General features: G+C 72.1%; 18 protein-coding genes and 1 pseudogene. 15 read left to right on the top strand and 4 right to left on the bottom strand.

Translation table 11 applies throughout. The features are described 5' to 3' along the window. Window positions 1–101 precede the first annotated feature (101 nt). The 7 genes from ACIPWY_RS28485 to sucD all read left to right on the top strand — a co-directional run bounded on the left by ACIPWY_RS28485 (window position 102) and on the right by sucD (window position 10177). Complete coding sequence (locus ACIPWY_RS28485) at window positions 102–1241, top strand: AAA family ATPase (RefSeq protein ID WP_393703447.1); 1140 nt, start codon at window positions 102–104, stop codon at window positions 1239–1241. Beyond that, the gene (locus tag ACIPWY_RS28480) at window positions 1238–3682 is read left to right on the top strand and encodes a DUF5682 family protein (protein ID WP_393703449.1); all 2445 of its coding nucleotides are present in this window, start codon (window positions 1238–1240) and stop codon (window positions 3680–3682) included. The genes ACIPWY_RS28485 and ACIPWY_RS28480 overlap by 4 nt, the downstream gene beginning before the upstream one ends. Beyond that, window positions 3682–4881, top strand: coding sequence for a VWA domain-containing protein (locus tag ACIPWY_RS28475; RefSeq protein WP_393703451.1), 1200 nt, complete (start codon window positions 3682–3684; stop codon window positions 4879–4881). The genes ACIPWY_RS28480 and ACIPWY_RS28475 overlap by 1 nt, the downstream gene beginning before the upstream one ends. A 155-nt stretch (window positions 4882–5036) precedes the next feature. Further along, on the top strand, window positions 5037–6044 hold the full coding sequence (locus ACIPWY_RS28470) for a hypothetical protein (RefSeq protein ID WP_362904286.1): 1008 nt from the start codon (window positions 5037–5039) through the stop codon (window positions 6042–6044). A gap of 149 nt (window positions 6045–6193) precedes the next feature. Next, window positions 6194–7591: a hypothetical protein gene (locus ACIPWY_RS28465; RefSeq protein WP_393703454.1), complete on the top strand. Its 1398-nt coding sequence runs from the start codon at window positions 6194–6196 to the stop codon at window positions 7589–7591. 501 nt (window positions 7592–8092) lie between these two features. Beyond that, entirely contained in the window at window positions 8093–9274 is a 1182-nt protein-coding gene (sucC, locus tag ACIPWY_RS28460; RefSeq protein ID WP_362904290.1) for an ADP-forming succinate--CoA ligase subunit beta, read from the top strand. Between the two features lie 21 nt (window positions 9275–9295). After that, window positions 9296–10177 (top strand): succinate--CoA ligase subunit alpha, encoded by an 882-nt coding sequence (gene sucD, locus ACIPWY_RS28455; RefSeq protein WP_362904293.1) that lies wholly within the window; start codon window positions 9296–9298, stop codon window positions 10175–10177. A gap of 140 nt (window positions 10178–10317) precedes the next feature. Here sucD and ACIPWY_RS28450 read toward each other — a convergent pair whose 3' ends face one another. After that, window positions 10318–11481, bottom strand: a complete 1164-nt coding sequence (locus ACIPWY_RS28450; RefSeq protein WP_393703457.1) for a helix-turn-helix domain-containing protein — start codon at window positions 11479–11481, stop codon at window positions 10318–10320. Window positions 11482–11603: 122 nt separating this feature from the next. On the opposite strand from ACIPWY_RS28450, the gene ACIPWY_RS28445 reads away from it, so the two are divergent. After that, complete coding sequence (locus ACIPWY_RS28445) at window positions 11604–13466, top strand: DUF6350 family protein (protein ID WP_393703566.1); 1863 nt, start codon at window positions 11604–11606, stop codon at window positions 13464–13466. Window positions 13467–13468: 2 nt separating this feature from the next. Here the strand turns inward: ACIPWY_RS28445 and ACIPWY_RS28440 are convergent, their stop codons facing one another. Then, the gene (locus ACIPWY_RS28440; protein ID WP_393703459.1) at window positions 13469–14290 is read right to left on the bottom strand and encodes a hypothetical protein; all 822 of its coding nucleotides are present in this window, start codon (window positions 14288–14290) and stop codon (window positions 13469–13471) included. 213 nt (window positions 14291–14503) lie between these two features. Here ACIPWY_RS28440 and purN point away from each other — a divergent pair, with 213 nt between their 5' ends. Continuing rightward, a complete protein-coding gene (gene purN / locus ACIPWY_RS28435) occupies window positions 14504–15169 on the top strand; it encodes a phosphoribosylglycinamide formyltransferase (protein WP_362904456.1) in 666 nt (221 codons plus the stop codon). Further along, window positions 15166–16728 carry a bifunctional phosphoribosylaminoimidazolecarboxamide formyltransferase/IMP cyclohydrolase gene (purH, locus tag ACIPWY_RS28430; RefSeq protein WP_362904299.1) on the top strand — a complete coding sequence of 521 codons (1563 nt, stop codon included), beginning with the start codon at window positions 15166–15168 and terminating at the stop codon, window positions 16726–16728. Before purN ends, purH begins: the two co-directional genes overlap by 4 nt. Before the next feature lie 386 nt (window positions 16729–17114). Here the strand turns inward: purH and ACIPWY_RS28425 are convergent. Then, a pseudogene (locus tag ACIPWY_RS28425) lies at window positions 17115–17324 on the bottom strand (FHA domain-containing protein); the annotation flags it as partial. 204 nt (window positions 17325–17528) lie between these two features. Then, on the bottom strand, window positions 17529–18164 hold the full coding sequence (locus ACIPWY_RS28420; protein WP_362904301.1) for a hypothetical protein: 636 nt from the start codon (window positions 18162–18164) through the stop codon (window positions 17529–17531). 236 nt (window positions 18165–18400) lie between these two features. Here ACIPWY_RS28420 and ACIPWY_RS28415 point away from each other — a divergent pair, with 236 nt between their 5' ends. The 5 genes from ACIPWY_RS28415 to ACIPWY_RS28395 all read left to right on the top strand — a co-directional run bounded on the left by ACIPWY_RS28415 (window position 18401) and on the right by ACIPWY_RS28395 (window position 24776). Continuing rightward, window positions 18401–19264, top strand: coding sequence for a bifunctional methylenetetrahydrofolate dehydrogenase/methenyltetrahydrofolate cyclohydrolase (locus tag ACIPWY_RS28415; protein ID WP_100594794.1), 864 nt, complete (start codon window positions 18401–18403; stop codon window positions 19262–19264). After that, complete coding sequence (locus ACIPWY_RS28410; protein WP_393703462.1) at window positions 19254–19721, top strand: DUF3017 domain-containing protein; 468 nt, start codon at window positions 19254–19256, stop codon at window positions 19719–19721. Before ACIPWY_RS28415 ends, ACIPWY_RS28410 begins: the two co-directional genes overlap by 11 nt. Before the next feature lie 646 nt (window positions 19722–20367). Beyond that, window positions 20368–21528: a DUF2690 domain-containing protein gene (locus ACIPWY_RS28405; protein ID WP_401535603.1), complete on the top strand. Its 1161-nt coding sequence runs from the start codon at window positions 20368–20370 to the stop codon at window positions 21526–21528. Between the two features lie 399 nt (window positions 21529–21927). Then, on the top strand, window positions 21928–22920 hold the full coding sequence (locus ACIPWY_RS28400) for a malate dehydrogenase (protein ID WP_362904305.1): 993 nt from the start codon (window positions 21928–21930) through the stop codon (window positions 22918–22920). Between the two features lie 353 nt (window positions 22921–23273). Continuing rightward, window positions 23274–24776 carry an aldehyde dehydrogenase family protein gene (locus ACIPWY_RS28395; RefSeq protein WP_401535600.1) on the top strand — a complete coding sequence of 501 codons (1503 nt, stop codon included), beginning with the start codon at window positions 23274–23276 and terminating at the stop codon, window positions 24774–24776. Window positions 24777–24824: the final 48 nt, after the last annotated feature.

Raw genomic sequence — 24824 nt, 5'->3', positions numbered from 1 at the left:
TTGTCAGTGGCGTGGTGCACGGTGGAGTCACATCCCGGCCGAGTGCTCGGGACGTGCCGGACGTGTCGGCTGCGCCCGGCCGAAATCGAGGGGGGATCGCCATGACCGTGTCCGTCGAACCGACCGATAAGAGCACCGCGTCCGCGGGGGATCAGGGCGCCGCGCAGGCCCTGCGGCCGCATGCCGAAGACGCCTTCGCCGCCGAACTGGCGGCGCTGGCCGCGCAGGACGACCGGCCGCGCCCGGAGCGCTGGCGCCTCTCGCCGTGGGCCGTCGCCATGTATCTGCTCGGCGGGACGCTGCCCGACGGCACTGTCATCACACCGAAGTACGTGGGGCCGCGCCGCATCGTCGAGGTCGCCGTCACCACGCTCGCCACCGATCGCGCCCTGCTGCTGCTCGGCGTCCCCGGCACCGCGAAGACCTGGGTCTCCGAGCATCTCGCGGCCGCCGTCAGCGGCGACTCGACGCTGCTCGTGCAGGGCACGGCGGGCACCCCCGAGGAGGCGATCCGCTACGGGTGGAACTACGCGCGGCTGCTCGCGCACGGCCCCAGCCGGGACGCCCTCGTGCCCAGCCCCGTCATGCGCGCCATGTCCGAGGGCATGACGGCCCGGGTCGAGGAGCTGACCCGCATCCCGGCCGACGTGCAGGACACGCTGATCACGATCCTGTCGGAAAAGACCCTGCCGATACCGGAGTTGGGCCAGGAGACACAGGCCGTCAGGGGCTTCAACCTGATCGCCACGGCGAACGACCGCGACCGGGGGGTCAACGACCTGTCGAGCGCGCTGCGCCGCCGCTTCAACACCGTGGTGCTTCCGCTGCCGGAGAGCGCCGAGGCGGAGGTCGACATCGTCTCGCGCCGCGTCGACCAGATCGGCCGGTCCCTCGACCTGCCGGCCGCTCCGGACGGCACGGACGAGATCCGCCGCATCGTCACGGTCTTCCGCGAGCTGCGCGGCGGCGTCACCGAGGACGGGCGTACGAAGCTGAAGTCGCCGAGCGGCACGCTGTCCACGGCCGAGGCGATCTCCGTCGTGACGAGCGGGCTCGCGCTGGCCGCCCACTTCGGGGACGGCGTGCTGCGGCCGTCGGACGTCGCGGCGGGCATCCTCGGCGCCGTCGTCCGTGACCCGGCCGCGGACCGGGTGATCTGGCAGGAGTACCTGGAGGCCGTGGTGCGCGAGCGGGACGGCTGGAAGGACTTCTACCGCGCGTGCCGCGAGGTGAGCGTATGAGCGAGCGGGAGAGGGGGCAGAGGCCGCTGCTGCTGGGGGTACGTCATCACGGCCCCGGTTCGGCCAGGGCTGTCCGGGCGGCGCTCGACGCTTCCGTTCCGCGTGTGGTCCTGGTCGAGGGGCCGCCCGAGGCGGACGCGCTGGTGGCGCTCGCCGCCGATGAGGGCATGGTGCCGCCGGTCGCGCTGCTGGCGCATGTCGTGGACGAGCCGGGGCGTTCCGCGTTCTGGCCGCTGGCCGAGTTCTCCCCGGAGTGGGTCGCTATCCGGTGGGCCCTGGAGCGGGACGTGCCGGTCCGCTTCATCGACCTGCCGGCGGCGCACAGCCTGGCCCTGCGGGAGCAGGCCGTGACACCGGACGAGCCCGAGGGGGACGGGGAGCGGAGCGGGGAGGACACCAGGGAGGCGATGCGCGTCGATCCGCTCGCCGTACTCGCCGAGACCGCTGGGCACGACGACCCGGAGCGCTGGTGGGAGGACGTCGTCGAGCACCGGGGCGCGTCGGGGGACGCGTTCGCGCCGTTCGAGGCACTCGGTGAGGCGATGGAGGCGCTGAGGGAGGAGTACGGCGACGGAGGGCACGGACGGGACCTCGTGCGGGAGGCGTACATGCGCCTTCAACTGCGCTCCGCACAGAAGGAGTTCGGGGCCGAGGTCGCGGTGGTGTGCGGCGCCTGGCACGTTCCGGCGCTGCGGATGAAGGCGACGGTCGCCGCCGACCGGGCCGTCCTCAAGGGGCTGCCCAAGGCCAAGGTCGACATGACCTGGGTGCCCTGGACGCACCGCCGTCTCGCGCGGGCCGGCGGATATGGCGCGGGCATCGACTCGCCCGGCTGGTACGGGCATCTGTTCAGCGCCCCGGACCGGCCCGTCGAACGCTGGATGACCAAGGTCGCCGGGCTGTTCAGGGACGAGGACAGGATCGTGTCCTCGGCGCATGTCATCGAGGCGGTGCGGCTCGCGGAGACGCTCGCCGCGATGCGGGGCCGTCCGCTGGCCGGACTGTCCGAGACGACGGACGCCATCCGCGCCGTGATGTGCGAGGGATCGGACGTACCGCTGTCGCTCGTCCACGACAGGCTCGTCGTCGGCGACGTACTCGGCGAGGTCCCGGACGCGGCGCCCGCCGTACCGCTGCAACGCGACCTCACACGGCTCCAGCGTTCCCTGCGGCTCAAACCGGAGGCTCTGGAACGGGAGTTGGAGCTCGACCTACGCAAGGAGACCGACGCGGCGCGCAGCCGGCTCCTGCACCGGCTCCGCCTCCTCGACGTCGGCTGGGGCGAGCCGGCACGGTCCATGCGCGCCTCCACCGGCACGTTCCGTGAGACCTGGCGGTTGCGCTGGGAACCCGAGCTGTCCGTGCGCGTCGCCGAGGCGGGGGTCTGGGGCACGACCGTGCTCTCGGCCGCCACCGCCAGAGTCGAGGCGGACGCGATCGGCGCACAGGCCCTCGCCGACGTCACGGCCCTCGCGGAGCGCTGCCTTCTCGCCGAACTGCCCGAGGCGCTCCCGGTGGTGATGCGCGTGCTGGCCGACCGCGCCGCGATGGACGCGGACGTCGGCCATCTCGCCCAGGCCCTGCCCGCGCTCGTCCGCTCCCTGCGCTACGGCGACGTGCGGGGCACGGACACCCAGGCGCTGACCGAGGTCGCGGCCGGTCTCGCCGAGCGCGTCTTCGTGGGCCTGCCGCCCGCGTGCGCCGGGCTCGACGGGGACGCCGCGGCCGAGATGCGCGGGCATGTGGACGCGGTCCACGCGGCAGTGGCGCTCCTGGAGGACGACGGGACGGCGGGACACAGAGGCCGCTGGCACACGGTGCTGCGGGTCCTCACCGGACGCGACAGCGTGGCGGGGGTGATCCGGGGACGGTGTGCGCGGCTGCTCCTCGACGACGGACAGCTGGCCGAGGGCGAGGCCGCGCGGCTGATGGGGCTCGCCCTCTCACCGGGCACCGGGCCCGCCGAGGCCGCCGCGTGGATCGAGGGGTTCGTGGGCGGCGGCTCCGGCGGCGGGCTGCTCCTCGTACACGACGAGCGGCTGCTCACGCTCGTCGACGACTGGCTGACGGGTGTCTCCGCGGACGCGTTCACGGACGTACTGCCGCTGCTGCGCCGCACGTTCTCCGCCTACGAATCCGGGGTGCGCCGCACGCTGGGCGAGTTGGTGCGGCGGGGGCCCGCGGGGGCGGGACCCACGGCGGGCGTGGGGACGGCTCCGCCAGGGTTCGCGCCCGGCCTCGACCCGGCCCGCGCCGACGCCGTGCTGCCGGTGCTGCGGCTGCTGCTCGGGACGGACGACGCCGACGGCGACGCCGGATCTGACGCCGACGCCGGATCTGACTCGGGCTCGGGCTCGCGCTCCGGTTCCGGCTCGCGCTCCGGTTCCGGCTCGGGCTCCGGCTCCGGCCGGGGTGACAACGACCTTGTGGAGGTGGCCTGATGGTGGTCGACCAGGTGGACGGGCTCAGTGGGGGAGCCCGGGAGGAGCGGATGCGGCGCTGGCGGCTCGTGCTCGGCGGGGACGAGGCGGACGGCACCGGCTGCGCGCTGAGCGGCCAGGACGCGGCGATGGACGGCGCCCTGACCGCGCTCTACGGGGGAGGCGACAAACCGGGCCGGGGGCGCGACCGCTCGGCCGGCCTCGGGGCGTCCGCCCCGTCCGTGGCGCGCTGGCTCGGCGACATCCGGACGTACTTCCCGTCCTCCGTCGTCCAGGTCATGCAGCGTGACGCCATCGACCGCCTCGGCCTGTCCGCGCTGCTGCTCGAACCGGAGATGCTGGAAGCGGTCGACGCCGACGTGCACTTCGTCGGCACGCTGCTCTCCCTCAACAAGGCGATGCCGGAGACGACGAAGGAGACCGCACGCACCGTCGTGCGCAAGGTCGTCGAGGACCTGGAGAAGCGCCTCGCCACCCGGACCCGCGCGACGCTCACCGGCGCGCTCGACCGCAGCGCCCGTATCAGCAGGCCCCGCCACCACGACATCGACTGGAACCGCACGATCGCGGCCAACCTCAAGAACTACCTGCCGGAGTACCGCACGGTCGTCCCCGAGCGGCTCGTCGGATACGGCCGCGCCTCCCAGTCGGTGAAGAAGGAGGTCATCCTCTGTATCGACCAGTCGGGTTCGATGGCGGCCTCCGTCGTCTACGCCTCCGTGTTCGGCGCGGTGCTGGCCTCGATGCGGTCCATCAACACCAGGCTCGTCGTGTTCGACACGGCCGTCGTGGACCTCACCGAGCAGCTCGACGACCCGGTCGACGTCCTGTTCGGCACGCAGCTCGGCGGCGGCACCGACATCAACAGAGCGCTCGCGTACTGCCAGTCGCAGATCACCCGCCCCGCGGAGACCGTCGTCGTCCTCATCAGCGATCTCTACGAAGGGGGGATCAGGAACGAGATGCTGAAGCGGGTCGCCGCGATGAAGGCGTCAGGAGTGCAGTTCGTCACGTTGCTCGCGCTCTCCGACGAGGGGGCACCCGCGTACGACAGGGAGCACGCGGCGGCGCTCGCGGCCTTGGGAGCACCGGCGTTCGCGTGCACGCCGGACCTCTTCCCGGAGGTGATGGCGGCGGCGATCGAGAAGCGGCCGCTGCCGATACCGGACTCCGGGAACCCGGCGAACGGGACGTCGTAAGTACGGGACGCCGTAAATCCGGACATGACTACCCATCGGTAACAGGGGGCTTGCGCAACCTCCGGCATCCCGTGCAAGGATCGGCGCGGCTGTTCTCATCCCCGCGCCCACGCGTCCCGCGTCCCGCGCCCCTCGTACGGGAGGGTTCCCCCGCCTTGACTTCCCCGGTCGCTCTGCCTGCTGCCGCTCTGCGCGTCGTGCGCGCAGCGGCCGGGCGGCGTGCGCTGAACATGGCGCTCCGGGTGATGCTGCTGGCCGGCGGCCTGGTCATGTTCGGCCTGCTGTGCGGGGGAAGGGCGCACGCGGCGGAGGGAGTTCTGCCGCCGACGGAGGCCACGGGCGAGCAGGCGGTTCACGCGACCGCTCACGCAAGCGCTCACGCGCCGGATCACGGATCCGTCCCCGCGCCCGTTCACGCATCCGTCCCCGCGCAGGCGGCGCACCGCACGTCTCTCGCCGGCGGTTCCCGAGCAGTCGGGGCCGTGCGGGAGCAAGCCGTGGAGCCCGCCCGCAGCCGCGTGGCCGAGCCCGTCCGGACCCATGTGACCGAGCCGGTCCGCACCCAGGTCGCCGCACCCGTCGTGCGCGAAGCGGGCGAAGTGCGGGGAACGGTCCAGGGGGCGGTGCGGGAAGAGGTCCGGGAAGTGGGGGAGTTCGTCGGCGGGCTCGTGGGCGGGCTTGCCGCCGAGGCTCCGCCGCAGTTCCTGCCGGGCCCGCCGTCGATGCCGGGGCTGCCCGGCATCCCGGGACAGATCGGCGAACCCGGCGCCCCCACTCAGCCCGGGAACGGCGCGCACGCGGCGCCGGCTCCGGGCGCCGGAGCCCAGGCGGCCGCCGGGCACAGTGACGGCGCAAGGCCCGGCAAGCGAGAAGCCGCCGTGCCCGTGGGCGACGTGTTCGCCCCGGCAGGCGCCGACGCCGTACCCACGCGGACCCCGGCCACAAAGGCGGCCGGCACCTCGATTCCCGCCGCCCCCGCGTTCCCGAGTGGCAGCACGGTCGGTCAGTCGGCGGGGGACGGCAGTTCCACGCGGCACTCCGATCTCGCCGCCGCGGCGTTCGGCAGCAGTGCGACGGCCCGGCTGCTGCCCGGTGCCACGGCGCCCTCCCATGCCGCGCCCACCCGTGACAGGCACCGAGACATCCCCGAATTCCCCGGCTAGGGCAGCCCGTTCCCCGCTCGCGACCTGCCGCGCGGGGGCGGCACAGGTCTGCCCGCCGGCCGGACCACTCCGGCCGGACGCCGCCGGCTCACCGCTGGACCTCTCCAGCGCGGGACCGGACATGAGAATTCGAAGGATCTGACGCAAGCATGAACAAGAACATCCGCCGTTCCATCGTGATAGCCGCCGGCGTCTCCGGTGCGTGGGCCCTCGGCTCCGCCGTCGCCAGCGCCGACGAAATGCCCGCCCACTCCGTGGCGCTGCCGGACGTGGCCGGTGACGTGGTCGCCGATGTCCAGGGCACGGTCTCCCACGTCCAGGGCACCGTCGACGACGTCACCCACGGCACCGTCGGCTCGGTCACCGGCAAGGCCCGGAACACCGTGTCGGGCGTGACCGGCCAGGCGCGGACGGCCGTGTCCGGCGCGGCCTCCCACGTCTCCGGAACCGTCTCGGGCACGGCCGCCGGCACCGCCGCCAAGGCCGCTCCCCAGGCCGGTCCGGCCGTCGCCGGGGCCCAGGGCGCGGTCCGGCACGCCGATGCCCGCGTCGAGGCCGCCGCCGCGCACGCCAAGCAGCAGGCCCGCACCTACGTCGAGGGCGTCACCGGCGTCGCCGACACCGCCCGCACCACCGCCGCCCGCGCCGCGCACGCCCACACCGACGGGGTCCCGAACGTGTCGGCCGACGCCGTCGCGCAGAACGCCGCCGCCCACGCCGGAGCCGTACAGGACGGCGCCACGCAGGAGATCGACTACCTGTTCGGCCCCCTGTCCGCGTTCGTCCCCGACGCCGACCGCACGGTGACCGGCGCGCAGGGCCACGTCCAGGGCGCCACCGCCCGGGTCGAGGACGTCGCCGCTCTGGCGTACGGCACCGTGTCGCAGGTCCCGGGCTACGCCCAGAACGTCCCGGCCACCGCCTCCGGCACCGTCGGCGGAGTGACCACGGCTGCCGGTCCCGTCGTCGACGAGACCTCCGCCGCGGTGCTTCCCCCCATCGCCGCGACCGCCGTGCACGGCGTGCTCCCGGTCGCCGGCCAGGCCGTCGGTGACGTCGGCACGCTCGCGGGCGGTGCGGTCGGCGACGTGACGCCGTTCGCCGGTGGCGTCGTGGGCCACGTCACGCCGTTCGCCGACGGGGTCGTCGGCCAGGTGCAGCCCTTCGCGCAGTCGGTCGTCGCGGACGACGTGACGCCGTTCGCGGGCGGTGTCGTCGGCGCGGTCCAGCCCCTCGTGCAGGCCGTGTACGACCAGGTGCAGCCGGTCGTCCGGGGCGTCGGCGGCAGCGCGGCGTACCTGGCGCAGGGCGTCGTGGGCGATGTCGCGCCGTTCGCCGGTGGCGTGGTCGGCGACGTGACGCCGTTCGCCGGCGGGGTCGTCGGTGAGGTCTCGCCGTTCGCGCAGGACCTGACCGGCACGGTCGGCGCCGACGCGCAGCCGCTCGCCGGGAACGCCGTTTCCGGCGTCCAGGGCGTGGCCGCCTCGGTCGCCCCCAGCTACCTGACGAACGTCACGGACGCCGCCGCCAACGGCATCGGCCTCTGAGGTTCCGCATCTGAGGTTCCGCACCTGAGAAGTCCGCCTCCGCAACCGCGGATCGCGACGGCGGATCGAGACGGCGGACTGAATACGTCGTCTGCGGGCAGCCGGGGACCGGAGTGACATGCCGGGCCCGGCCCGGCAGATGGCGGCGGGTGGTCCTCATTGGGGTGAGGATCACCCGCCCGGGCCCTTCCCAGCCCGGCGGCAGGGCCCTCCAGGTCCTCCCACCGGGCCTTTCAGGGGCTCTCAGGGGCCCCACCGGGCGCACCCCAGGCCGGTGGGGCCCCGATCTGTGACTGTTATCACCGCCCAGGTGCGATCTGCGATTTAGGGACCCCGGGCGAGCGGCGATAACCTGCGAGACGGACATGCCGCGTACCGGACTCCGTCCTACGCCTCCCTTGTGACAGCGCAGTCACGTTGCCCTTCGCGGCACGCCCACGCAGACAGCTGACCACAAAGCAGCGAGATCGCAGCGAGATCACGGAAAAGGGACGGACGCGCGTGGACCTGTTCGAGTACCAGGCGAGGGACCTCTTCGCCAAGCACGGTGTACCGGTGCTGGCCGGTGAAGTCATCGACACGCCTGAGGCGGCGCGCGAGGCCACCGAGCGACTGGGCGGCAAGTCGGTCGTCAAGGCGCAGGTGAAGGTCGGCGGCCGTGGCAAGGCAGGCGGCGTCAAGCTCGCCGCCACCCCGGACGAGGCCGTCGCCCGCGCGACGGACATCCTCGGGATGGACATCAAGGGCCACACGGTCCACAAGGTGATGATCGCCGAGCTGTCCCCGGAGATCGAGGCGGAGTACTACGTCTCGTACCTCCTGGACCGCACCAACCGCACCTTCCTCGCCATGGCGTCGGTGCAGGGCGGCATGGACATCGAGGAGGTCGCGGAGAAGACTCCCGAGGCCCTCGCGAAGGTTCCGGTCAACGCCGTCGAAGGCGTGAACATCGAGAAGGCCCGCGAGATCGTGGCCCAGGCGAAGTTCCCGGCCGAGGTGGCCGAGGGCGTCGCCGAGGCGATGGTGACCCTGTGGGACACCTTCGTCGCCGAGGACGCGCTCCTCGTCGAGGTCAACCCGCTGGTGAAGACCAAGGACGGCCGCATCCTGGCCCTTGACGGCAAGGTCTCGCTCGACGAGAACGCCGACTTCCGCCAGGCCGACCACGAGGCGCTCGAGGACAAGGACGCAGCCAACCCGCTCGAGGCTGCCGCCAAGGCCAAGAACCTCAACTACGTCAAGCTCGACGGCGAGGTCGGCATCATCGGTAACGGTGCCGGTCTGGTCATGTCGACCCTGGACGTCGTCGCGTACGCCGGTGAGAACCACGGCAACGTGAAGCCGGCCAACTTCCTCGACATCGGTGGCGGCGCGTCCGCCCAGGTGATGGCGAACGGCCTGGAGATCATCCTCGGCGACCCGGACGTCAAGTCCGTGTTCGTCAACGTCTTCGGTGGCATCACCGCCTGCGACGAGGTCGCCAACGGCATCGTGCAGGCCCTGGCGCTCCTCGCCGACAAGGGCGAAGAGGTCACCAAGCCGCTGGTCGTGCGACTCGACGGCAACAACGCGGAGCTGGGTCGCAAGATCCTCAGCGACGCCAACCACCCGCTCGTCCAGCGTGTGGACACCATGGACGGCGCGGCCGACAAGGCCGCCGAGCTCGCCGCGGCTGCGAAGTAAGGAAGAGGGACTCAGACCACCATGGCTATCTTCCTCACCAAGGACAGCAAGGTCATCGTCCAGGGCATGACCGGTGCCACGGGCATGAAGCACACCAAGCTCATGCTCGGTGACGGCACGAACATCGTCGGCGGCGTGAACCCGCGCAAGGCCGGCACGTCCGTCGACTTCGACGGCACCGAGGTCCCGGTCTTCGGCACGGTCAAGGAGGCCATGGAGAAGACGGGCGCCAACGTCACCGTCCTCTTCGTGCCGCCGGCCTTCTCCAAGGCCGCCGTCGTCGAGGCGATCGACGCCGAGATCCCCCTCGCGGTCGTCATCACCGAGGGCATCGCCGTCCACGACTCCGCCGCCTTCTGGGCGTACGCGAAGTCGAAGGGCAACAAGACCCGCATCATCGGCCCGAACTGCCCCGGTCTCATCACCCCGGGCCAGTCGAACGCCGGCATCATCCCGGGCGACATCACGAAGCCGGGCCGCATCGGCCTGGTCTCGAAGTCCGGCACGCTGACGTACCAGATGATGTACGAGCTCCGTGACATCGGCTTCTCGTCCGCCGTCGGCATCGGTGGCGACCCGGTCATCGGTACGACGCACATCGACGCCCTCGAGGCGTTCGAGGCCGACCCCGACACCGACCTGATCGTCATGATCGGCGAGATCGGCGGCGACGCCGAGGAGCGTGCGGCGGACTACATCGCCAAGCACGTCACCAAGCCGGTCGTCGGCTACGTCGCGGGCTTCACCGCCCCCGAGGGCAAGACGATGGGCCACGCGGGCGCGATCGTGTCCGGCTCTTCTGGCACCGCACAGGCCAAGAAGGAGGCCCTCGAGGCCGCCGGCGTGAAGGTCGGCAAGACGCCGACCGAGACGGCCAAGCTGGCGCGCGAGCTGCTCTCGTAGTTCCGCCACCTGCCTGACATCAGTGGGCCCGCACCCTTTCGGGGGTGCGGGCCCACTGCCGTTCGTCCGTGGGGAAACCGGTGCGGGAATCCGGTGAGGGCCTCGGTCGAACTCGGCCGATCGGTCGGCCTCGGACGGCCTCAGTCGGCCTCGGGGGCCAGGCGGTGCGGCCCGCTCTGCACCGCCTTGCGCAGCTTGTCGCGCAGCTTCTTGTCCGCTTTGGTGAGCGGTCCCGACCCCGTCCGCAGCGGTACTCCGCTGATCACGGCGCCGGGGGCGGGAGCGGGTTCGTAGCGGCTCGGCGCGGTGCGCATCGTGAGGGCCGTCGCGCCGACGATCAGGACGGTGAACGCGATGGCGGAGCGGGTCCAGAAGCGGGTCCGTCGCTCGCCCTCCGTGCGGACCAGGGTGGACTTGGGGGCCTGGAGCTTCTCGGCGCCCGCGAGTTCGGTCAGGCGCCGGTGGAGCTGGTCGGGCACGGCGAGGGCGGGCAGCTGCTCGGCGACGGCCTCCCGCGCGTGGAGCAGCCGCTGCGCCGCCGCGGGTGTCGTCGCCTCCGTCTCGGCGGCGGTCTCGGGCAGATCGAGCCCGACCCCGTCATAGAGGAGCAGGGTGCGGCGGTACGAGGGCGGCAGGCTCAGGAGCGCGTCGAGCAGCGCGCGGTCGTCGGCGGCGGCGGGCGGCGCCTCGGGGTGGCGGTGGCTCGGGCGGAGCCGGTGCCAGGGCGACATGGCGTACTCGTACGCGGCGGCCCTGACCCAGCCGGCGGGATCGCGGTCCACGGCGACCTCGGGCCAGCGCTGCCAGGCGAGCTGGAAGGCGCGCTCCACGGACTCGCCGGCGAGGATGCGGCGGCCGGTGAGGAGGTAGGTCTGGCGGACCAGGCCGGGGGCCGTGTGGGTGTAGAGCCGGTCGAAGGCCTCGATGGCGTCATCAGGGGACTCCGCGGGGCTCGGGCCCTCGCCCGGTCCGGCCTTGGCTGCGGGGCCCGCCCATGCTCCGCCGCGTTCCTGGCCCGGGTCGAGTGGGGCGGATTCCTGGTGTCCGGCGGTTCGCCTGGCCCGGGCGGGGGATGCCGTGGCGGCGGCCGGCGCTTGTCCGTCCGCCTCGACGCTCGCCAGGAAATCCGCGTACGCCTCTCCCTGGCGGCCCCTCGGCGTGGTGCGGCCGGACTCCCAGGAGCGGACCGTTTCGCGGGTGACGCCTACTTTCGCGGCGACCTGAGCCTGGGTCAGTGACTTCGACTCGCGGAGCCTGCGGCGCTCCGTGGGCGGCGGGAGAGGGGAGGCGGCGCTCTGCGTCATAGGGAACTCCACACACCCTTTCGCGCGAATAAGTACATAAACGCATCTTCAGCGACACATCCGGTCTTCGCCTGTTACGGGACTAAAGTGCGTGTCATTGGGAGCATGGCCGCGTGACCCAAATGACCGACCGTGGCCAGTCGTTGCCGCTCCTGCTCTCCCGGGTACGTGACCGCTCCCCGGGGCCCGCCGCCTGCGTGTTCGGCGGGGTTGTCGCGGCCGGGCTCGGGCTCGGCGCCTTTGCCGTGCTCGTCACGGTGCTGTGGATCAGTTCGCCCTATCCGGACAGCGGGCCGGCCGGGGCCCTGCACGCAGCGGCCACGCTGTGGCTGCTCGCGCACGGCGCCGAGGTCATCAGGACGGACACGCTCTCCGGGACTCCGGCACCCATCGGTGTCGCGCCACTGCTCCTTCTGGTGCTTCCGGTGTGGCTGCTGCACCGCGCGGGGCGTGACGCGGTGGAGGGCGACGACGAGGGCGCGCCGCAGCCGGCCTGGCGGACCGCGTGGTGCGGGGTCGTCGTCGGGTATCTGTTGGTGGGCGGAGCCGCCGCGTTCTACGCGTCGGGCGGTGAGCTGCGGCCGTCCTGGCCGAGCGCAGCCGCGCATGTGACGGCCGTCGCCGTGGCCGCCGCGGGCGCCGGGATCTGGACGGCCCACGGCCGCCCGCCCACCCCGCTGCCCGCGCTCCTTCGCCATCGGCTCGACGCCCTCCCGGACGGCAGGGGCGAGGCGTTCGTACGACGCCTGCTGCCGGCCGCCGCGCGGGCCGCGGCCGCCGGGGTGCTCGTCCTTGTGGCGGGCGGGGCGCTGATCGTCGCAGTGTCGACGGTGTGGCACGAGGGGGCCGTGCGGCATTCGTTCGAGCAGCTCACGGACGTGTGGTCGGGACGGGTCGCGGTGCTGCTGCTGGCTGCCGCGCTGGTGCCGAACGCGGCGGTGTGGGGCGCCGCGTACGCGCTCGGACCCGGCGTCACGCTCGGCGGGGGGAGCGTGGCCGGGCCGCTCGGGGTGTCGGCGGGCCCGCTGCTGCCCGCGTTCCCGCTGCTCGCGGCGGTGCCGGAGCCGGGCCCCGGGTCGCCGCTCAACTGGTCGACGGCGGCGGTGCCGGTCGTGGCGGGGCTGACAATGGCCTGGTTCGTGGCGGGGGCGGCGGCGCCCCGGCGCGGGGAGCGGCACGAGGCGTGGGCGCGGGGGAGCACGGCGATGACGGTCGTCGTCGCGGCGGTGCTGTGCGGGCTGGTCTTCGCGGGGCTCGCGGCGATGGCGGGCGGGCCGATGGGCGTCGCGGGGCTCGCGGAGTTCGGTCCGGTGGGATGGCTGACGGGGCTCGCGGCGGCGGGGTGGACGGCGCTCGTGGGGCTGCCGGTGGCGGTGGGACTGCGGGCCTGGCGGGTCAGGGTGCCGCGCGACGAGCGGGTCGCTGAGCCGCTTGAGACGAAGGTCGAGGAAGCGCCCGGGGAGCGCGCCCCGTCGTGGTGGAGGCGCCCCCGGATCCCGTCCGTGAGGAGCTGGCTGCCGCGACGGCGCCCGGCGGAGGCGAATCGGGCCGGGCAGGCCGAGTCGGACGAAGCCGCGTTCGAGCCGTACGACTTCTTCCTCGCTGACCCGTTCTCCGCCGGCCCCTTCCCTGCGGACCTCGTTCCCGACGGGCCCGTCCGGCAGGACGGCACCTGGCTGGGCGAGGCCACGAGGGAAGCACGCTGGGCAACGCTCAAGGAGGCGTCGGACACGAGCAGGGACATGGAACCGGAGGGGGCCCCGAAGCGGGGCCCGGAACCGGAGGGCGCCCCGAACAGGGACCCGGGACCGGAGGCGGCCTCGATCAGGGACCCAGGACCGGAGCAGGCCCCGAACACGGACCCGGACCTGAACGCGGACCTGAACACGAACCTGAACGCGGACCTGAACACCGACCCGAACCCGAACCCGGACGTCGGCACGGCCGCGGCCCCCGAAGTGCCCCGCCCGCCCGAGCCGTCCTAGGCCTAGTCGCGCGTGCCGAGCAGCGTGCGCAGCTCCTTCGGGAGCTTCTCGTTGCACGCCTTCGCGGACGTGCTGGTCAGCGCGTCGTTCACGCACGTGTAGTAGTCGCTGTAGACCAGCTGTGCCGTGAACGTGGCGGCGACCAGCGCCAGCGCGAGGGAGCCGGTGACCAGGCCGCTGACGGCCGCCGTGGTCTGCGGTTTCGATCCGGCGGCGGGGCCGGTGGGGGCCGGGGCGTCCGGATTCGGCGTGCGGGGCTTGGCGCGCAGGGCCGTGATGCCCCAGTACAGGGCGAGCGCGCCGAGCAGCAGTGCCACGTAAGGCCAGCTGAACAGGGCGAAGAAGAAGCCCCACATGCCGGAGAGCAGGGCGAAGCGCGCGCGGCGCTGGGCCGGGTCCGTCGGGTCCCAGCGCATGCCGGACCCGGGCCCCTGGGGGCCTTCGGGTCCGCCTTGGCCGCCGCCTTGGCCGCCTCCTTGGCCGGGGCGGTCGCCGAAGTGGCCGCCCTGGGAGCGGCCCGGCTGCCGGTCGCTCCACTGACCGCCCCACGGGTTCCGGTCCCCGCCCGAGCCGTCGCCCTGGCCGTCCTGACCGCCCTCGGGGCGGCGTGGCTGCCACGGGCGGTCGGGCGAGCCCTCCGGCGGCGGCGCGAACGGATTGTCATCCTCGGAGGACCCGGAGGACCCGGAGGACCCGGAGGACTTCTTGGAGGAATCGGTGGACTTGGGCGGTGTGTCCTGGGGCGGAGGAGGCGTGGGACGGCCTTCGCGCAACAGGGTCGAGCCGACGGGCAGCAGCGGCAGGCGGAGGCTTCGGTCCGGCATCAGGTGTGCGTCTTCCCCTAGGTCGATCGTGGCGGCGGCTGCGTGCGAGCCCGTCCTGAAGTGAACGCCCCGCAAGCGGGCGGCGTTCCTTCGGTGGCGAATCCGCCACAGACGCTACCTTCCGGCCGCGCCCCCGTCCCGTGGGGGCCGCTCCATGTGCCGGTATCGTTGCTGACGGTCGACCGCTTCGTAGGGTTCCCCGTATCGGGAACCATGAAGCCTTTGTGCGACCCTACAAACGCACTCCCGAGAAAGGCCCTCGCTGTGGCCAAGCGGCTCGTCGTGCTGGTCTCCGGATCAGGCACGAACCTGCAGGCTCTGCTCGACGCCCTCGCGGCCGAGGGCGCGGAGTGTTACGGCGCCGAGATCGTGGCCGTCGGCGCCGACCGTGACTCCATCGCCGGGCTCGAGCGCGCCGAGCGCGCCGGGCTGCCCACCTTCGTGTGCCGCGTGAAGGACTTCGCCACCCGCGAGGACTGGGACCGGGCGCTCGCCGAGGCCACGGCGGCGTACGAGCCGGACCTCGTGGTCTCGGCCGGATTCATGAAGATCGTGGGCAAGGAGTTCCTCGCCCGGTTCGGCGGGCGGTTCGTGAACACGCACCCCGCCCTGCTCCCCAGTTTTCCCGGAGCCCATGGTGTGCGCGACGCGCTCGCGTACGGCGCCAAGGTCACCGGATGCACCGTCCACTTCGTCGACGACGGCGTCGACACCGGCCCGATCATCGCTCAGGGCGTGGTCGAGGTCCGGGACGAGGACGACGCGAGCGCTCTGCACGAGCGCATCAAGGAAGTCGAGCGCAGGCTGCTCGTCGATGTCGTGGGGCGTCTGGCCCGCAACGGCTATCGCATTGAGGGACGAAAGGTAGTTATCCAGTGACCGCCGAGAGCAACAAGCGGCCCATTCGCCGGGCGCTCGTCAGCGTCTACGACAAGACCGGTCTGGAAGACCTCGCGCGCGGGCTGCACGAGGCGGGCGTGGAGCTGGTGTCGACCGGCTCGACCGCTGCGAAGATCGCCGCCTCCGGTGTTCCCGTCACCAAGGTCGAGGAGCTCACGGGCTTCCCCGAGTGCCTGGACGGGCGCGTCAAGACGCTGCACCCGAAGATCCACGCGGGCATCCTCGCCGACCTGCGCCTGGAGGACCACCGGCGTCAGCTCGACGAGCTCGGCGTGGAGCCCTTCCAGCTCGTCGTCGTGAACCTGTACCCCTTCAAGGAGACCGTCGCCTCGGGCGCCACTCCGGACGAGTGCGTCGAGCAGATCGACATCGGCGGCCCCTCGATGGTGCGCGCCGCCGCCAAGAACCACCCGTCGGTGGCCGTCGTCACCAGCCCCGCCCGGTACGCCGACGTCCTCTCGGCCGTCCGCGACGGCGGCTTCGACCTGACCGCCCGCAAGCGCCTCGCCGGCGAGGCCTTCCAGCACACGGCGGCGTACGACGTCGCGGTCGCGTCCTGGTTCGCCGACGGCTACGCGGCAGCGGACGAGAGCGGCCTCCCCGAGTTCCTCGGCGCGACCTACGGGCGCAAGAACGTCCTGCGCTACGGCGAGAACCCGCACCAGGCCGCAGCCCTCTACGTCGACGGCACCGGCGGTCTGGCGGAGGCCGAGCAGCTGCACGGCAAGGAGATGTCGTACAACAACTACACGGACACGGACGCCGCGCGCCGTGCCGCGTACGACCACGACGACCCGTGCGTCGCGATCATCAAGCACGCCAACCCGTGCGGCATCGCGGTCGCCTCCAGCGTCGCCGAGGCGCACCGCAAGGCGCACGCCTGTGACCCGATGTCCGCGTTCGGCGGCGTCATCGCCGTGAACCGGCCGGTGACGAAGGAGATGGCCGAGCAGGTCGCGGACATCTTCACCGAGGTCATCGTCGCGCCCGAGTACGAGGACGGCGCGCTCGAGGCCCTCACCAAGAAGAAGAACATCCGCGTGCTGCGCGCCCACCAGGGCCCGTCGGCGGTCGTCGAGACGAAGCAGATCGACGGCGGCGCGCTCCTCCAGGTCACGGACCGCGTCCAGGCGGACGGCGACAACCCGGCGACCTGGACCCTCGCCACGGGCGACGCGCTGTCCGCGGGCGAGCTCGACGAGCTGGCGTTCGCCTGGAAGGCCTGCCGCGCGGTGAAGAGCAACGCGATCCTGCTGGCCAAGGACGGTGCCTCGGTCGGCGTCGGCATGGGCCAGGTCAACCGCGTCGACTCCTGCAAGCTGGCCGTGGAGCGCGCGGGCGCGGAGCGGGCGCGCGGCTCCTTCGCCGCGTCGGACGCGTTCTTCCCGTTCCCGGACGGGCCGCAGATCCTGATCGACGCCGGTGTGAAGGCGATCGTCCAGCCCGGCGGCTCCATCCGTGACGAGCAGGTCATCGAGGCCGCGAAGAAGGCGGGCGTGACGATGTACTTCACCGGCACGCGCCACTTCTTCCACTAGGTCCCAGCGAGCGGCACACCACCGCGGGCCGTGCCTTCCCCCGAGAAGGCACGGCCCGCGGTCGTTCCCGTGGCCCCTGACTGCGGCCCGGCTGTCAGGCTCCGCAGGGCTGGAGGGACCAGATCGGGTCCCACGTCGCCCGGCCGGACTGGTAGGCGGTCGACGTCCAGCGGGCGCTGCCGTCCTTGTTGTAGAACTTGGTCGTCCATGAGCCGGATCTGTGCAGGTGTCAGCGCCAGTCGGGCGCGGTGCCCGAACTGGCGTTTCTCCTGCATGCTCTCCGTAATCACATGATTGCTTTACGGCCCTGTTCGCGAGATGGAGTCCAAATACCTACAGCCTGCACAACCACCGGCGGATGAGACGCGGGCTGCGCAGCCGGCTGAGTAACTCCACTTCATGCTCGGCCAGTTCAGTATCCAGAAGGCGCCGTGCGCGGTGATCTCACCGGCCTCGCGGGAGACGCCCTCGTGGTCGATCGCCAGGCCGTTGCCGGCCGACCTTCCGAAGGTGAGTCTCTCGCCGGGCGCGAGTCTGAACTGTGCGTCGCTGCACGGTGGTTCGGTCAGTGGCGGCACGACGACGATGCTGTACAAAAGCCTGTCCCCTCCCAGCCGGACAACCCAGCAGCGTAGGGGAGGGGTACAGCGAAGGGCCGCGCTCCCCTTGTGACGGGAGAGAGCGGCCCTTACGGGAGGGAAGCGGCCCTTACGGATGAAGGGCGCGAAACCCCTGGTTCGCCGCGAACGCGAGCAGTGACGCGGTCAGCGAAGCGAGCAGTGTCGCGATCAGTGAAGCGATCAGTAACGCGGGCGGTTGAACCAGGCCGACGCCTGCGAATTCACCATGGCGGTCAGGATGATGCCGCCGATGACCAGCGCGATGAGGGCGCTGAACACGCCGCTGCTCGTGCCGGACACCAGGTTGACGATGCCGCCGAGGATCATCAGTGACGCGTACACGATGGTCGTGATGCGTACGCCGCTGCCGCCGGTGCTGAACTTCACGGCCAGGATGATGCCGAGTACCGCGAGGACGATCAGGACACCGACCAGGGCGAAGCCGAGACCCGCGAGGCCATCGGTGTCGTCACCGACGCCCGCGCTGCTGGAAACGTCCTGCGCGGCACCGACGATGACGCCGAAGGCGATCGCGCCGAGAATCTGCAGCCCGGACATGATGTAGATCAGGACGCGCGCCGTGGTCATCAGGCCCGGCATCGTCATGGGCATCACGTTGCCGCCCGGGTAGCCGGGGTACGCCTGCTGCTGCGGGTAGCCGTAGCCCTGCTGCGGCGGGACGCCCTGGGGTGCCTGCGGGTACCCGTAGCCGGGCTGACCCTGGGGCGCCTGGGGAGCCTGCGGCGGGTAGCCGGGCTGCTGGCCGGGCTGACCCTGCGGCGGACCGTAGGGGTTGTTCGGGTCGCCGAAACTCATGGCTTTTTCCTCCGTTGCCTTAGTGCGGGGACAACGCGCGGCACCAAGTGGAGGAAAGTTCTACAGAGCGGTCGTCCCCCCGGTACTGCCCGCGGCACTGTTGCCGCTCATGGTTCTTTAGGTGCGGCTTATTTGTCCAGCCGCATTCCGTATGCGTTGTGGAAGTGCAACAACGGTGATCAAGCTGGGACGCCCGGATTGGAACCGGGGCGGTCCCATCCGCGAAGATGGGGGGCATGACCGCCCAGATTCTCGATGGCAAGGCCACCGCAGCCACGATCAAGTCCGATCTGTCCGCCCGCGTGGCGGCCCTGAGGGAGAAGGGCGTCACGCCCGGCCTCGGCACCGTCCTGGTCGGTGAAGACCCGGGCAGCCAGAAATACGTCGCGGGCAAGCACCGCGACTGCGCCCAGGTGGGGATCGCCTCCATCCAGCGCCACCTGCCGGCCACCGCCACGCAGGAGGAGATCGAGGCCGTCGTCCGCGAGCTCAACGAGGACCCCGCCTGCACCGGCTACATCGTCCAGCTCCCGCTGCCCAAGGGCATCGACGAGAACCGCATCCTGGAGCTGATGGACCCGGCCAAGGACGCGGACGGCCTGCACCCGATGAACCTCGGCCGCCTCGTCCTGAACGAGCCGGCGCCGCTGCCCTGCACCCCCTTCGGCATCATCACGCTGCTGCGCGAGCACGGCGTGGAGATCAACGGCGCGGAGGTCGTGGTCGTCGGCCGCGGCGTCACCATCGGCCGCCCGATGCCGCTGCTGCTCACGCGCAAGTCCGAGAACGCGACGGTCACCCAGTGCCACACCGGCACCCGTGACCTGGCCGCCCACCTCAAGCGCGCCGACATCGTCGTCGCCGCCGCGGGCGTCCCGCACCTGATCAAGCCCGAGGACATCAAGCCGGGCGCCGCCGTGCTCGACGTCGGCGTCTCGCGCGACGAGAACGGCAAGATCGTCGGCGATGTGCACCCGGGCGTCACCGAGGTCGCCGGGTGGATCTCCCCGAACCCGGGCGGCGTCGGCCCCATGACCCGTGCCCAGCTCCTCGTGAACGTCGTCGAGGCCGCCGAACGGAACGCCAACGGTGTCGGCTGACGCCGGCACCGGCACCCCGGAAGGCGCCGAGGGTGCGGTGTCGGCCCCGGGCGCCGATGGGAAGCCGCGACGTGCCTCGCGCCGGTTCCCGCTCTTCACCAGGGACACCGCGCGCCCCGAGGGCGGCGGCCGCGCGGCGCCGGGCGATGCCCCGGCCCCGGCGCGCCAGTGGCCGATCCTCGCGGTGATCTCGCTGGTGGGCGTCGGACTGCTGCTCACCGCGTTCGACGTGTTCCGCGTCGGGACGCTGCTGATCGGCGTCGCCCTGATCGGCGGTGCGGTGCTGCGCTGGACGCTCCCGTCCGTGGGCATGCTCGCGGTCCGCTCCCGGTTCACCGACATGCTGACGTACGGGTTCCTGGGCATCGTCATCGTGCTGCTCGCGCTGATGGTGCAGCCGGCCCCCTGGCTGACCATCCCGTTCCTGAACGACACGCTGCACTTCACGATCAGCTGACGCCCGTAGCGCGCGCACAAAGGCGGCGCCCGTCCTCTCCCCCGAGGGAGGACGGGCGCCGCCGGTCATTGGGGCCGGAGTCGTCGACGTGGGCTTCGCCCTCGCCGTGGAGATCTCCGTGCCGTGGTCATCAGAGTCATGGACGCGTCAGGGGGGCTTCAAGGTTGAGCGGGCCGCTGTGGCACGGAAGTGACCATTCCGCCACGGTGTGCGAGGACGGCAACGATCGGTCCGCCGGGCGCTTCCCGTAATGCGCCATTCCTTCTGTGTCGAAGTGTGTTGATGTATCGACAAGTTCGCGGATTTACTGCCAACTGTCTCAACGGCGGGTCTGACGTGGGCAATCGGGACGGTCCGGGGCGACCCGGGCTCTGAGCTGGGGCGTTCGGGGTTCCGCGCGGGGGTGGGGGACCCCGGTGGGACACTGGACCGTGGGCCTGCGGCCGTGCAACGGTGCACGCCGGCGGGTCGAACGCTGTCGAATGCCCCCGTGCGCCCCCGCCTTCGGAACTGACATCCTGGCTGCGCGCATCCCACTGGGTAGCCAGAGTGGGCCGGTGAATCCGACGCCGGCCGAGGGCAGCGCGAGGGGTGCGGCGCGGCGCGGGGGATCAGGGCACATATGGGGGGAATAGGGGGGGAAGTAATGCCTCGTTGGAGGGCGCTACCGGATGAACTCGACCCACAGGTCAGGGAGTTCGCAAGCCAGCTCCGCAGGCTCGTCGACCGCAGCGGTCTGAGCATCGCCGCGGTCGCGGACCGTACCGGGTACAGCAAGACGTCCTGGGACCGGTATCTGAACGGCCGGCTGCTCGCGCCCAAGCGCGCGATCGTGTCCCTGGCCGAGGTGACGGGCACCAATCCGGTCCATCTGACCACCATGTGGGAGCTCGCGGAGCGCGCCTGGAGCCGCTCCGAGATGCGTCACGACATGACGATGGAGGCGATACGGATCTCCCAGGCGCGCGCGGCGCTGGGGGAGTTCGGGCCGACGGCCACGAAGAACGGCAAGAACGGCAGCGGGGGCGCGGACGGCGCCGGCGGGACGGCGGCCAGGCCGTCCGGCGGCAGCGCGACCGGCGTCGCGGGGCCCGCGGGAGTCGCGCCGAGAGTGCCGCCACAGGGGCAGGCGCCCCTGGCGGACTCGGTGCCGTACGGGAGCGAGCGGGAGCAGGGGTTCCGCCCGGGGGAGCGGGCCGGGGCAGGCGTTCCGTACGCGAGCGGGGCGGGGGCCTACGCGAACGCGGGGGATTACGCGGGCGGCGGCGGTGGACCGGCCGGGCAGCCGGGGACCGGCGGCTCGCCGGACCGGCAGCGGCGCAAGCGGCGGCTGACGATGTTCCTCGCGGGTGTCGTGGGCGCGCTCGTCGTCATCGCCGCGGCCGTGTATCTCACGGACGCGGGCAAGGGCGGCAAGGACGACGGCGCGAAGCCGGCGGCGACGCCGACGAGCAGCGCGCCCGAACTGCCCGCGGGCGTCCAGTGCAGCGGCAAGGACTGCACCGGTAAGGACCCCGAGGCGATGGGCTGCGGCGGCGAGTTCGCGCGGACCACGGACTCGGTGCTCGTCGGCCAGGCCAAGATCGAGGTCCGCTACAGCGAGACGTGCGGGGCCGCGTGGGCGCGCATCACGCAGGCGGCGCCGGGCGACGAGGTCCGGATCCAGCAGGCCGGCGGCTCGGGTGCGCAGAAGGGCACGGTCGACGCGGACTTCGACGCGTACACCCCGATGGTGGCCGTCACGAAGGCGAGCGAGGCGAAGGCCTGCGCGACGCTGAAGGCCGGTCAGCAGGGCTGCACACAGTAGAGACGGGCGCAGCGCGGGGCCGTGGCGCAGGCGCCGCGGAATTCAATGCGAAATGGGGGGCATGCCTGCCGCGGACCGGGGCAGGCGCAGCAGTACCCCCACGGGAGTAGTCACCAAGTGGCACCCCCCACAGGCGGCCGTCTGCCCACCTCTCCCGAGCAGGCGGCCGTCTGCCGTTGCGTCACCTCTCGCACCGGTCACGACTCGCACCGGTTGTCTCTCCCGCCGGTCACCTCTCCCGCCGGTCAGCTCGTCCAGTCGCGGGAAGTGGGGCCGCTGTGGGCTGGGCCACACACGCACCCGGAGGTGCGGGGGGTCCGGGGCGCGATAGCCTGACGGGCGGATCTCTTGATGCCGAGAGATCGATCAAAAAAGCCCTGCTGTCATACGGAGAACGCCATGACCCGCACTCCCGTGAACGTCACCGTCACCGGCGCAGCCGGCCAGATCGGCTACGCACTGCTCTTCCGCATCGCCTCCGGCCAGCTGCTCGGCGCGGACGTGCCGGTCAACCTGCGCCTCCTGGAGATCACCCCGGCGCTCAAGGCCGCCGAGGGCACCGCCATGGAGCTCGACGACTGCGCCTTCCCGCTGCTGCAGAACATCGACATCTCGGACGACCCGAACGTCGCGTTCGCCGGCGCCAACGTCGCCCTCCTCGTCGGCGCCCGCCCCCGCACCAAGGGCATGGAGCGCGGCGACCTGCTCTCCGCCAACGGCGGCATCTTCAAGCCGCAGGGCAAGGCGATCAACGACAACGCCGCGGACGACATCAAGGTCCTCGTCGTCGGCAACCCGGCCAACACGAACGCGCTCATCGCGCAGGCCGCCGCCCCGGACGTACCGGCCGACCGCTTCACGGCCATGACGCGTCTGGACCACAACCGCGCGCTCACGCAGCTCGCGAAGAAGACCGGCACGACGGTCGCGGACATCAAGCGCCTCACCATCTGGGGCAACCACTCCGCCACCCAGTACCCGGACATCTTCCAGGCGTCCGTCGGGGGCAAGCCGGCCATCGAGGCCATCGGCGGCGACGAGCAGTGGCTGGCCGACACGTTCATCCCGACCGTCGCCAAGCGCGGCGCCGCGATCATCGAGGCCCGTGGCGCGTCCTCGGCCGCCTCGGCCGCGAACGCCGCGATCGACCACGTGCACACGTGGGTCAACGGCACGGCCGAGGGCGACTGGACCTCCATGGGTATCCCGTCGGACGGCTCCTACGGCGTCCCGGAGGGCCTGATCTCCTCCTTCCCCGTCACCACCAAGGACGGCAAGTACGAGATCGTCCAGGGCCTGGACATCAACGAGTTCTCCCGCGCCCGCATCGACGCGTCGGTGAAGGAGCTCGAGGAGGAGCGCGCCGCGGTCCGCGAGCTCGGCCTCATCTGATCCACGCGTCCCGCAGGTACCTGTAGTCACCTGAGCAATCTGAGTCATCTGCACGCGGCCTGACCCGCGCCCCCGTCCGTCCGGTCGATCCGGAGGGGCGGGGGCGCGGTGTTTGTACGGGGCATTTCTGTGCCGGTGATGTCTGTACGGGGCATGTACCCCGAGTAGCGGCGCCAGTGGTGACATTTCGGGCTTATTGGCTATCTAGGCGGTGACGCGGGCCACTTTCGGCCACGGGTTGTGCATGCTTTCCGATCCCCAGGGCAGGGGCTTCCGACGTCGCGGGCTCTGCTTGAAGAGGGAGTTCCGTGATGTTCAGGGGGACTGTTCGGGAACGGAAGGCAAAACGGGACGTGTCTGAAAACCAGAGCATTTTTGTGGACGGAGAGTGGCGCAGCGCCGCCTCCGGGGCCACGCGCGAGATTCTCGACCCGGCGGATGCCCAGCCGTTCGCGCTGATCGCCGAGGGCGGCACGCGGGACGCGGACGCCGCCGTGGCCGCCGCGCGCCGTGCCTTCGACGAAGGAACGTGGCCGGCGACGCCCGTCGCCGAGCGCGCCGCGCTCCTGCGCCGCGTCGCCGACCTCCTCGTGCGAGACCGGGAGAAGATCGGTCTGCTGGAGAGCCGCGACGCGGGCAAGACGGTCGAAGAGGGCCGCGTCGACGTCGACTGTGTCGCCGACGCCTTCCGCTACTTCGCCGACCTGGTCGTCGGAGAGGGCGGCGGGCGCGTCGTCGACGCCGGGTCCGACGAGATCCACAGCGTCGTCGTGCACGAGCCCGTCGGCGTCTGCTCCCTGATCACGCCGTGGAACTATCCGCTCCTCCAGGCCAGTTGGAAGGTCGCCCCCGCCCTCGCCGCCGGAAACACCTTCGTCATCAAGCCGAGCGAGATCACGCCGCTGACCACGGTGGTCCTCATCGAGCTCCTGGCGGAGGCCGGACTCCCCGCGGGCGTCGCCAACATCGTGACCGGGCCGGGCCGCACCGTCGGCGCCCGGCTCGCCGAGCACCCGGACGTCGACCTCGTCTCCTTCACCGGCGGTCTGATCAGCGGCACGAAGGTCGCGCAGGCCGCGGCCGCCGACGTGAAGAAGATCGCCCTCGAACTGGGCGGCAAGAACCCGAACGTCGTCTTCGCCGACTCCTGCGAGACCGAGGAAGGCTTCGACACCGCCGTCGACCAGGCGCTGAACGCCGCCTTCATCCACAGCGGCCAGGTCTGCTCCGCCGGCGCCCGGCTCATCGTCGAGGAGTCCGTGCGCGAGCGCTTCGTCGCCGAACTCGCCCGCCGCGCCCAGAAGATCAGGCTCGGCCGCGGCACCGAGGACGGCGTCGAGTGCGGCCCCCTCGTCTCCGCCCAGCAGCGCGACAAGACCGAGTCGTACGTGGCCTCGGCCCTCGCCGAGGGTGCCGTCCTGCGCAGCGGCGGCAAGCGGCCCGAGCCCAGTGAGGTACGGCCCGCCGACGGGTACTTCTACGAGCCCACCGTCCTCGACCAGTGCCACCGCGAGATGCGCGTCGTCCGCGAGGAGGTCTTCGGACCCGTCCTGACGGTCGAGACGTTCCGTACCGAGGACGAGGCCGTCGCGCTCGCCAACGACACCGAGTACGGGCTCGCGGGCGCCGTCTGGACCGCCGACGCGGGACGCGCGCGGCGCGTCGCCGGGCGCCTTCGCCACGGCACGATCTGGATCAACGACTTCCACCCCTACCTCCCGCAGGCGGAGTGGGGCGGCTTCGGCAAGAGCGGGATCGGCCGCGAGCTGGGCCCCGCCGGGCTCGCCGAGTACCGCGAGACCAAGCACGTCTACCAGAACCTGGCGCCGAAGCCCGTGCGCTGGTTCGCGGGCTGACCGCCCACCCTTCGCACCGGGCTGACCACCCGTTTCCTTTGCGCCGGG

It is taken from the genome of Streptomyces sp. NPDC090032 (assembly GCF_044748025.1).
Taxonomy (GTDB): domain Bacteria; phylum Actinomycetota; class Actinomycetes; order Streptomycetales; family Streptomycetaceae; genus Streptomyces.
The sequence above is the reverse complement of the archived record's forward strand: the minus strand, read 5'-3'. Positions and strand labels throughout refer to the sequence as shown.

Excerpts from the sequence above, each read along its gene's own strand:
- ACIPWY_RS28485 (WP_393703447.1), top strand. The coding sequence starts at position 102 with ATGACCGTGTCCGTCGAACCGACCGATAAGAGCACCGCGTCCGCGGGG.
- ACIPWY_RS28480 (WP_393703449.1), top strand. The coding sequence starts at position 1,238 with ATGAGCGAGCGGGAGAGGGGGCAGAGGCCGCTGCTGCTGGGGGTACGT.
- ACIPWY_RS28475 (WP_393703451.1), top strand. The coding sequence starts at position 3,682 with ATGGTGGTCGACCAGGTGGACGGGCTCAGTGGGGGAGCCCGGGAGGAG.
- ACIPWY_RS28465 (WP_393703454.1), top strand. The coding sequence starts at position 6,194 with ATGAACAAGAACATCCGCCGTTCCATCGTGATAGCCGCCGGCGTCTCC.
- sucD (WP_362904293.1), top strand. The coding sequence starts at position 9,296 with ATGGCTATCTTCCTCACCAAGGACAGCAAGGTCATCGTCCAGGGCATG.
- ACIPWY_RS28450 (WP_393703457.1), bottom strand. The coding sequence starts at position 11,481 with ATGACGCAGAGCGCCGCCTCCCCTCTCCCGCCGCCCACGGAGCGCCGC.
- ACIPWY_RS28445 (WP_393703566.1), top strand. The coding sequence starts at position 11,604 with ATGACCGACCGTGGCCAGTCGTTGCCGCTCCTGCTCTCCCGGGTACGT.
- ACIPWY_RS28440 (WP_393703459.1), bottom strand. The coding sequence starts at position 14,290 with ATGCCGGACCGAAGCCTCCGCCTGCCGCTGCTGCCCGTCGGCTCGACC.
- purN (WP_362904456.1), top strand. The coding sequence starts at position 14,504 with ATGAAGCCTTTGTGCGACCCTACAAACGCACTCCCGAGAAAGGCCCTC.
- ACIPWY_RS28420 (WP_362904301.1), bottom strand. The coding sequence starts at position 18,164 with ATGAGTTTCGGCGACCCGAACAACCCCTACGGTCCGCCGCAGGGTCAG.
- ACIPWY_RS28415 (WP_100594794.1), top strand. The coding sequence starts at position 18,401 with ATGACCGCCCAGATTCTCGATGGCAAGGCCACCGCAGCCACGATCAAG.
- ACIPWY_RS28405 (WP_401535603.1), top strand. The coding sequence starts at position 20,368 with ATGCCTCGTTGGAGGGCGCTACCGGATGAACTCGACCCACAGGTCAGG.
- ACIPWY_RS28400 (WP_362904305.1), top strand. The coding sequence starts at position 21,928 with ATGACCCGCACTCCCGTGAACGTCACCGTCACCGGCGCAGCCGGCCAG.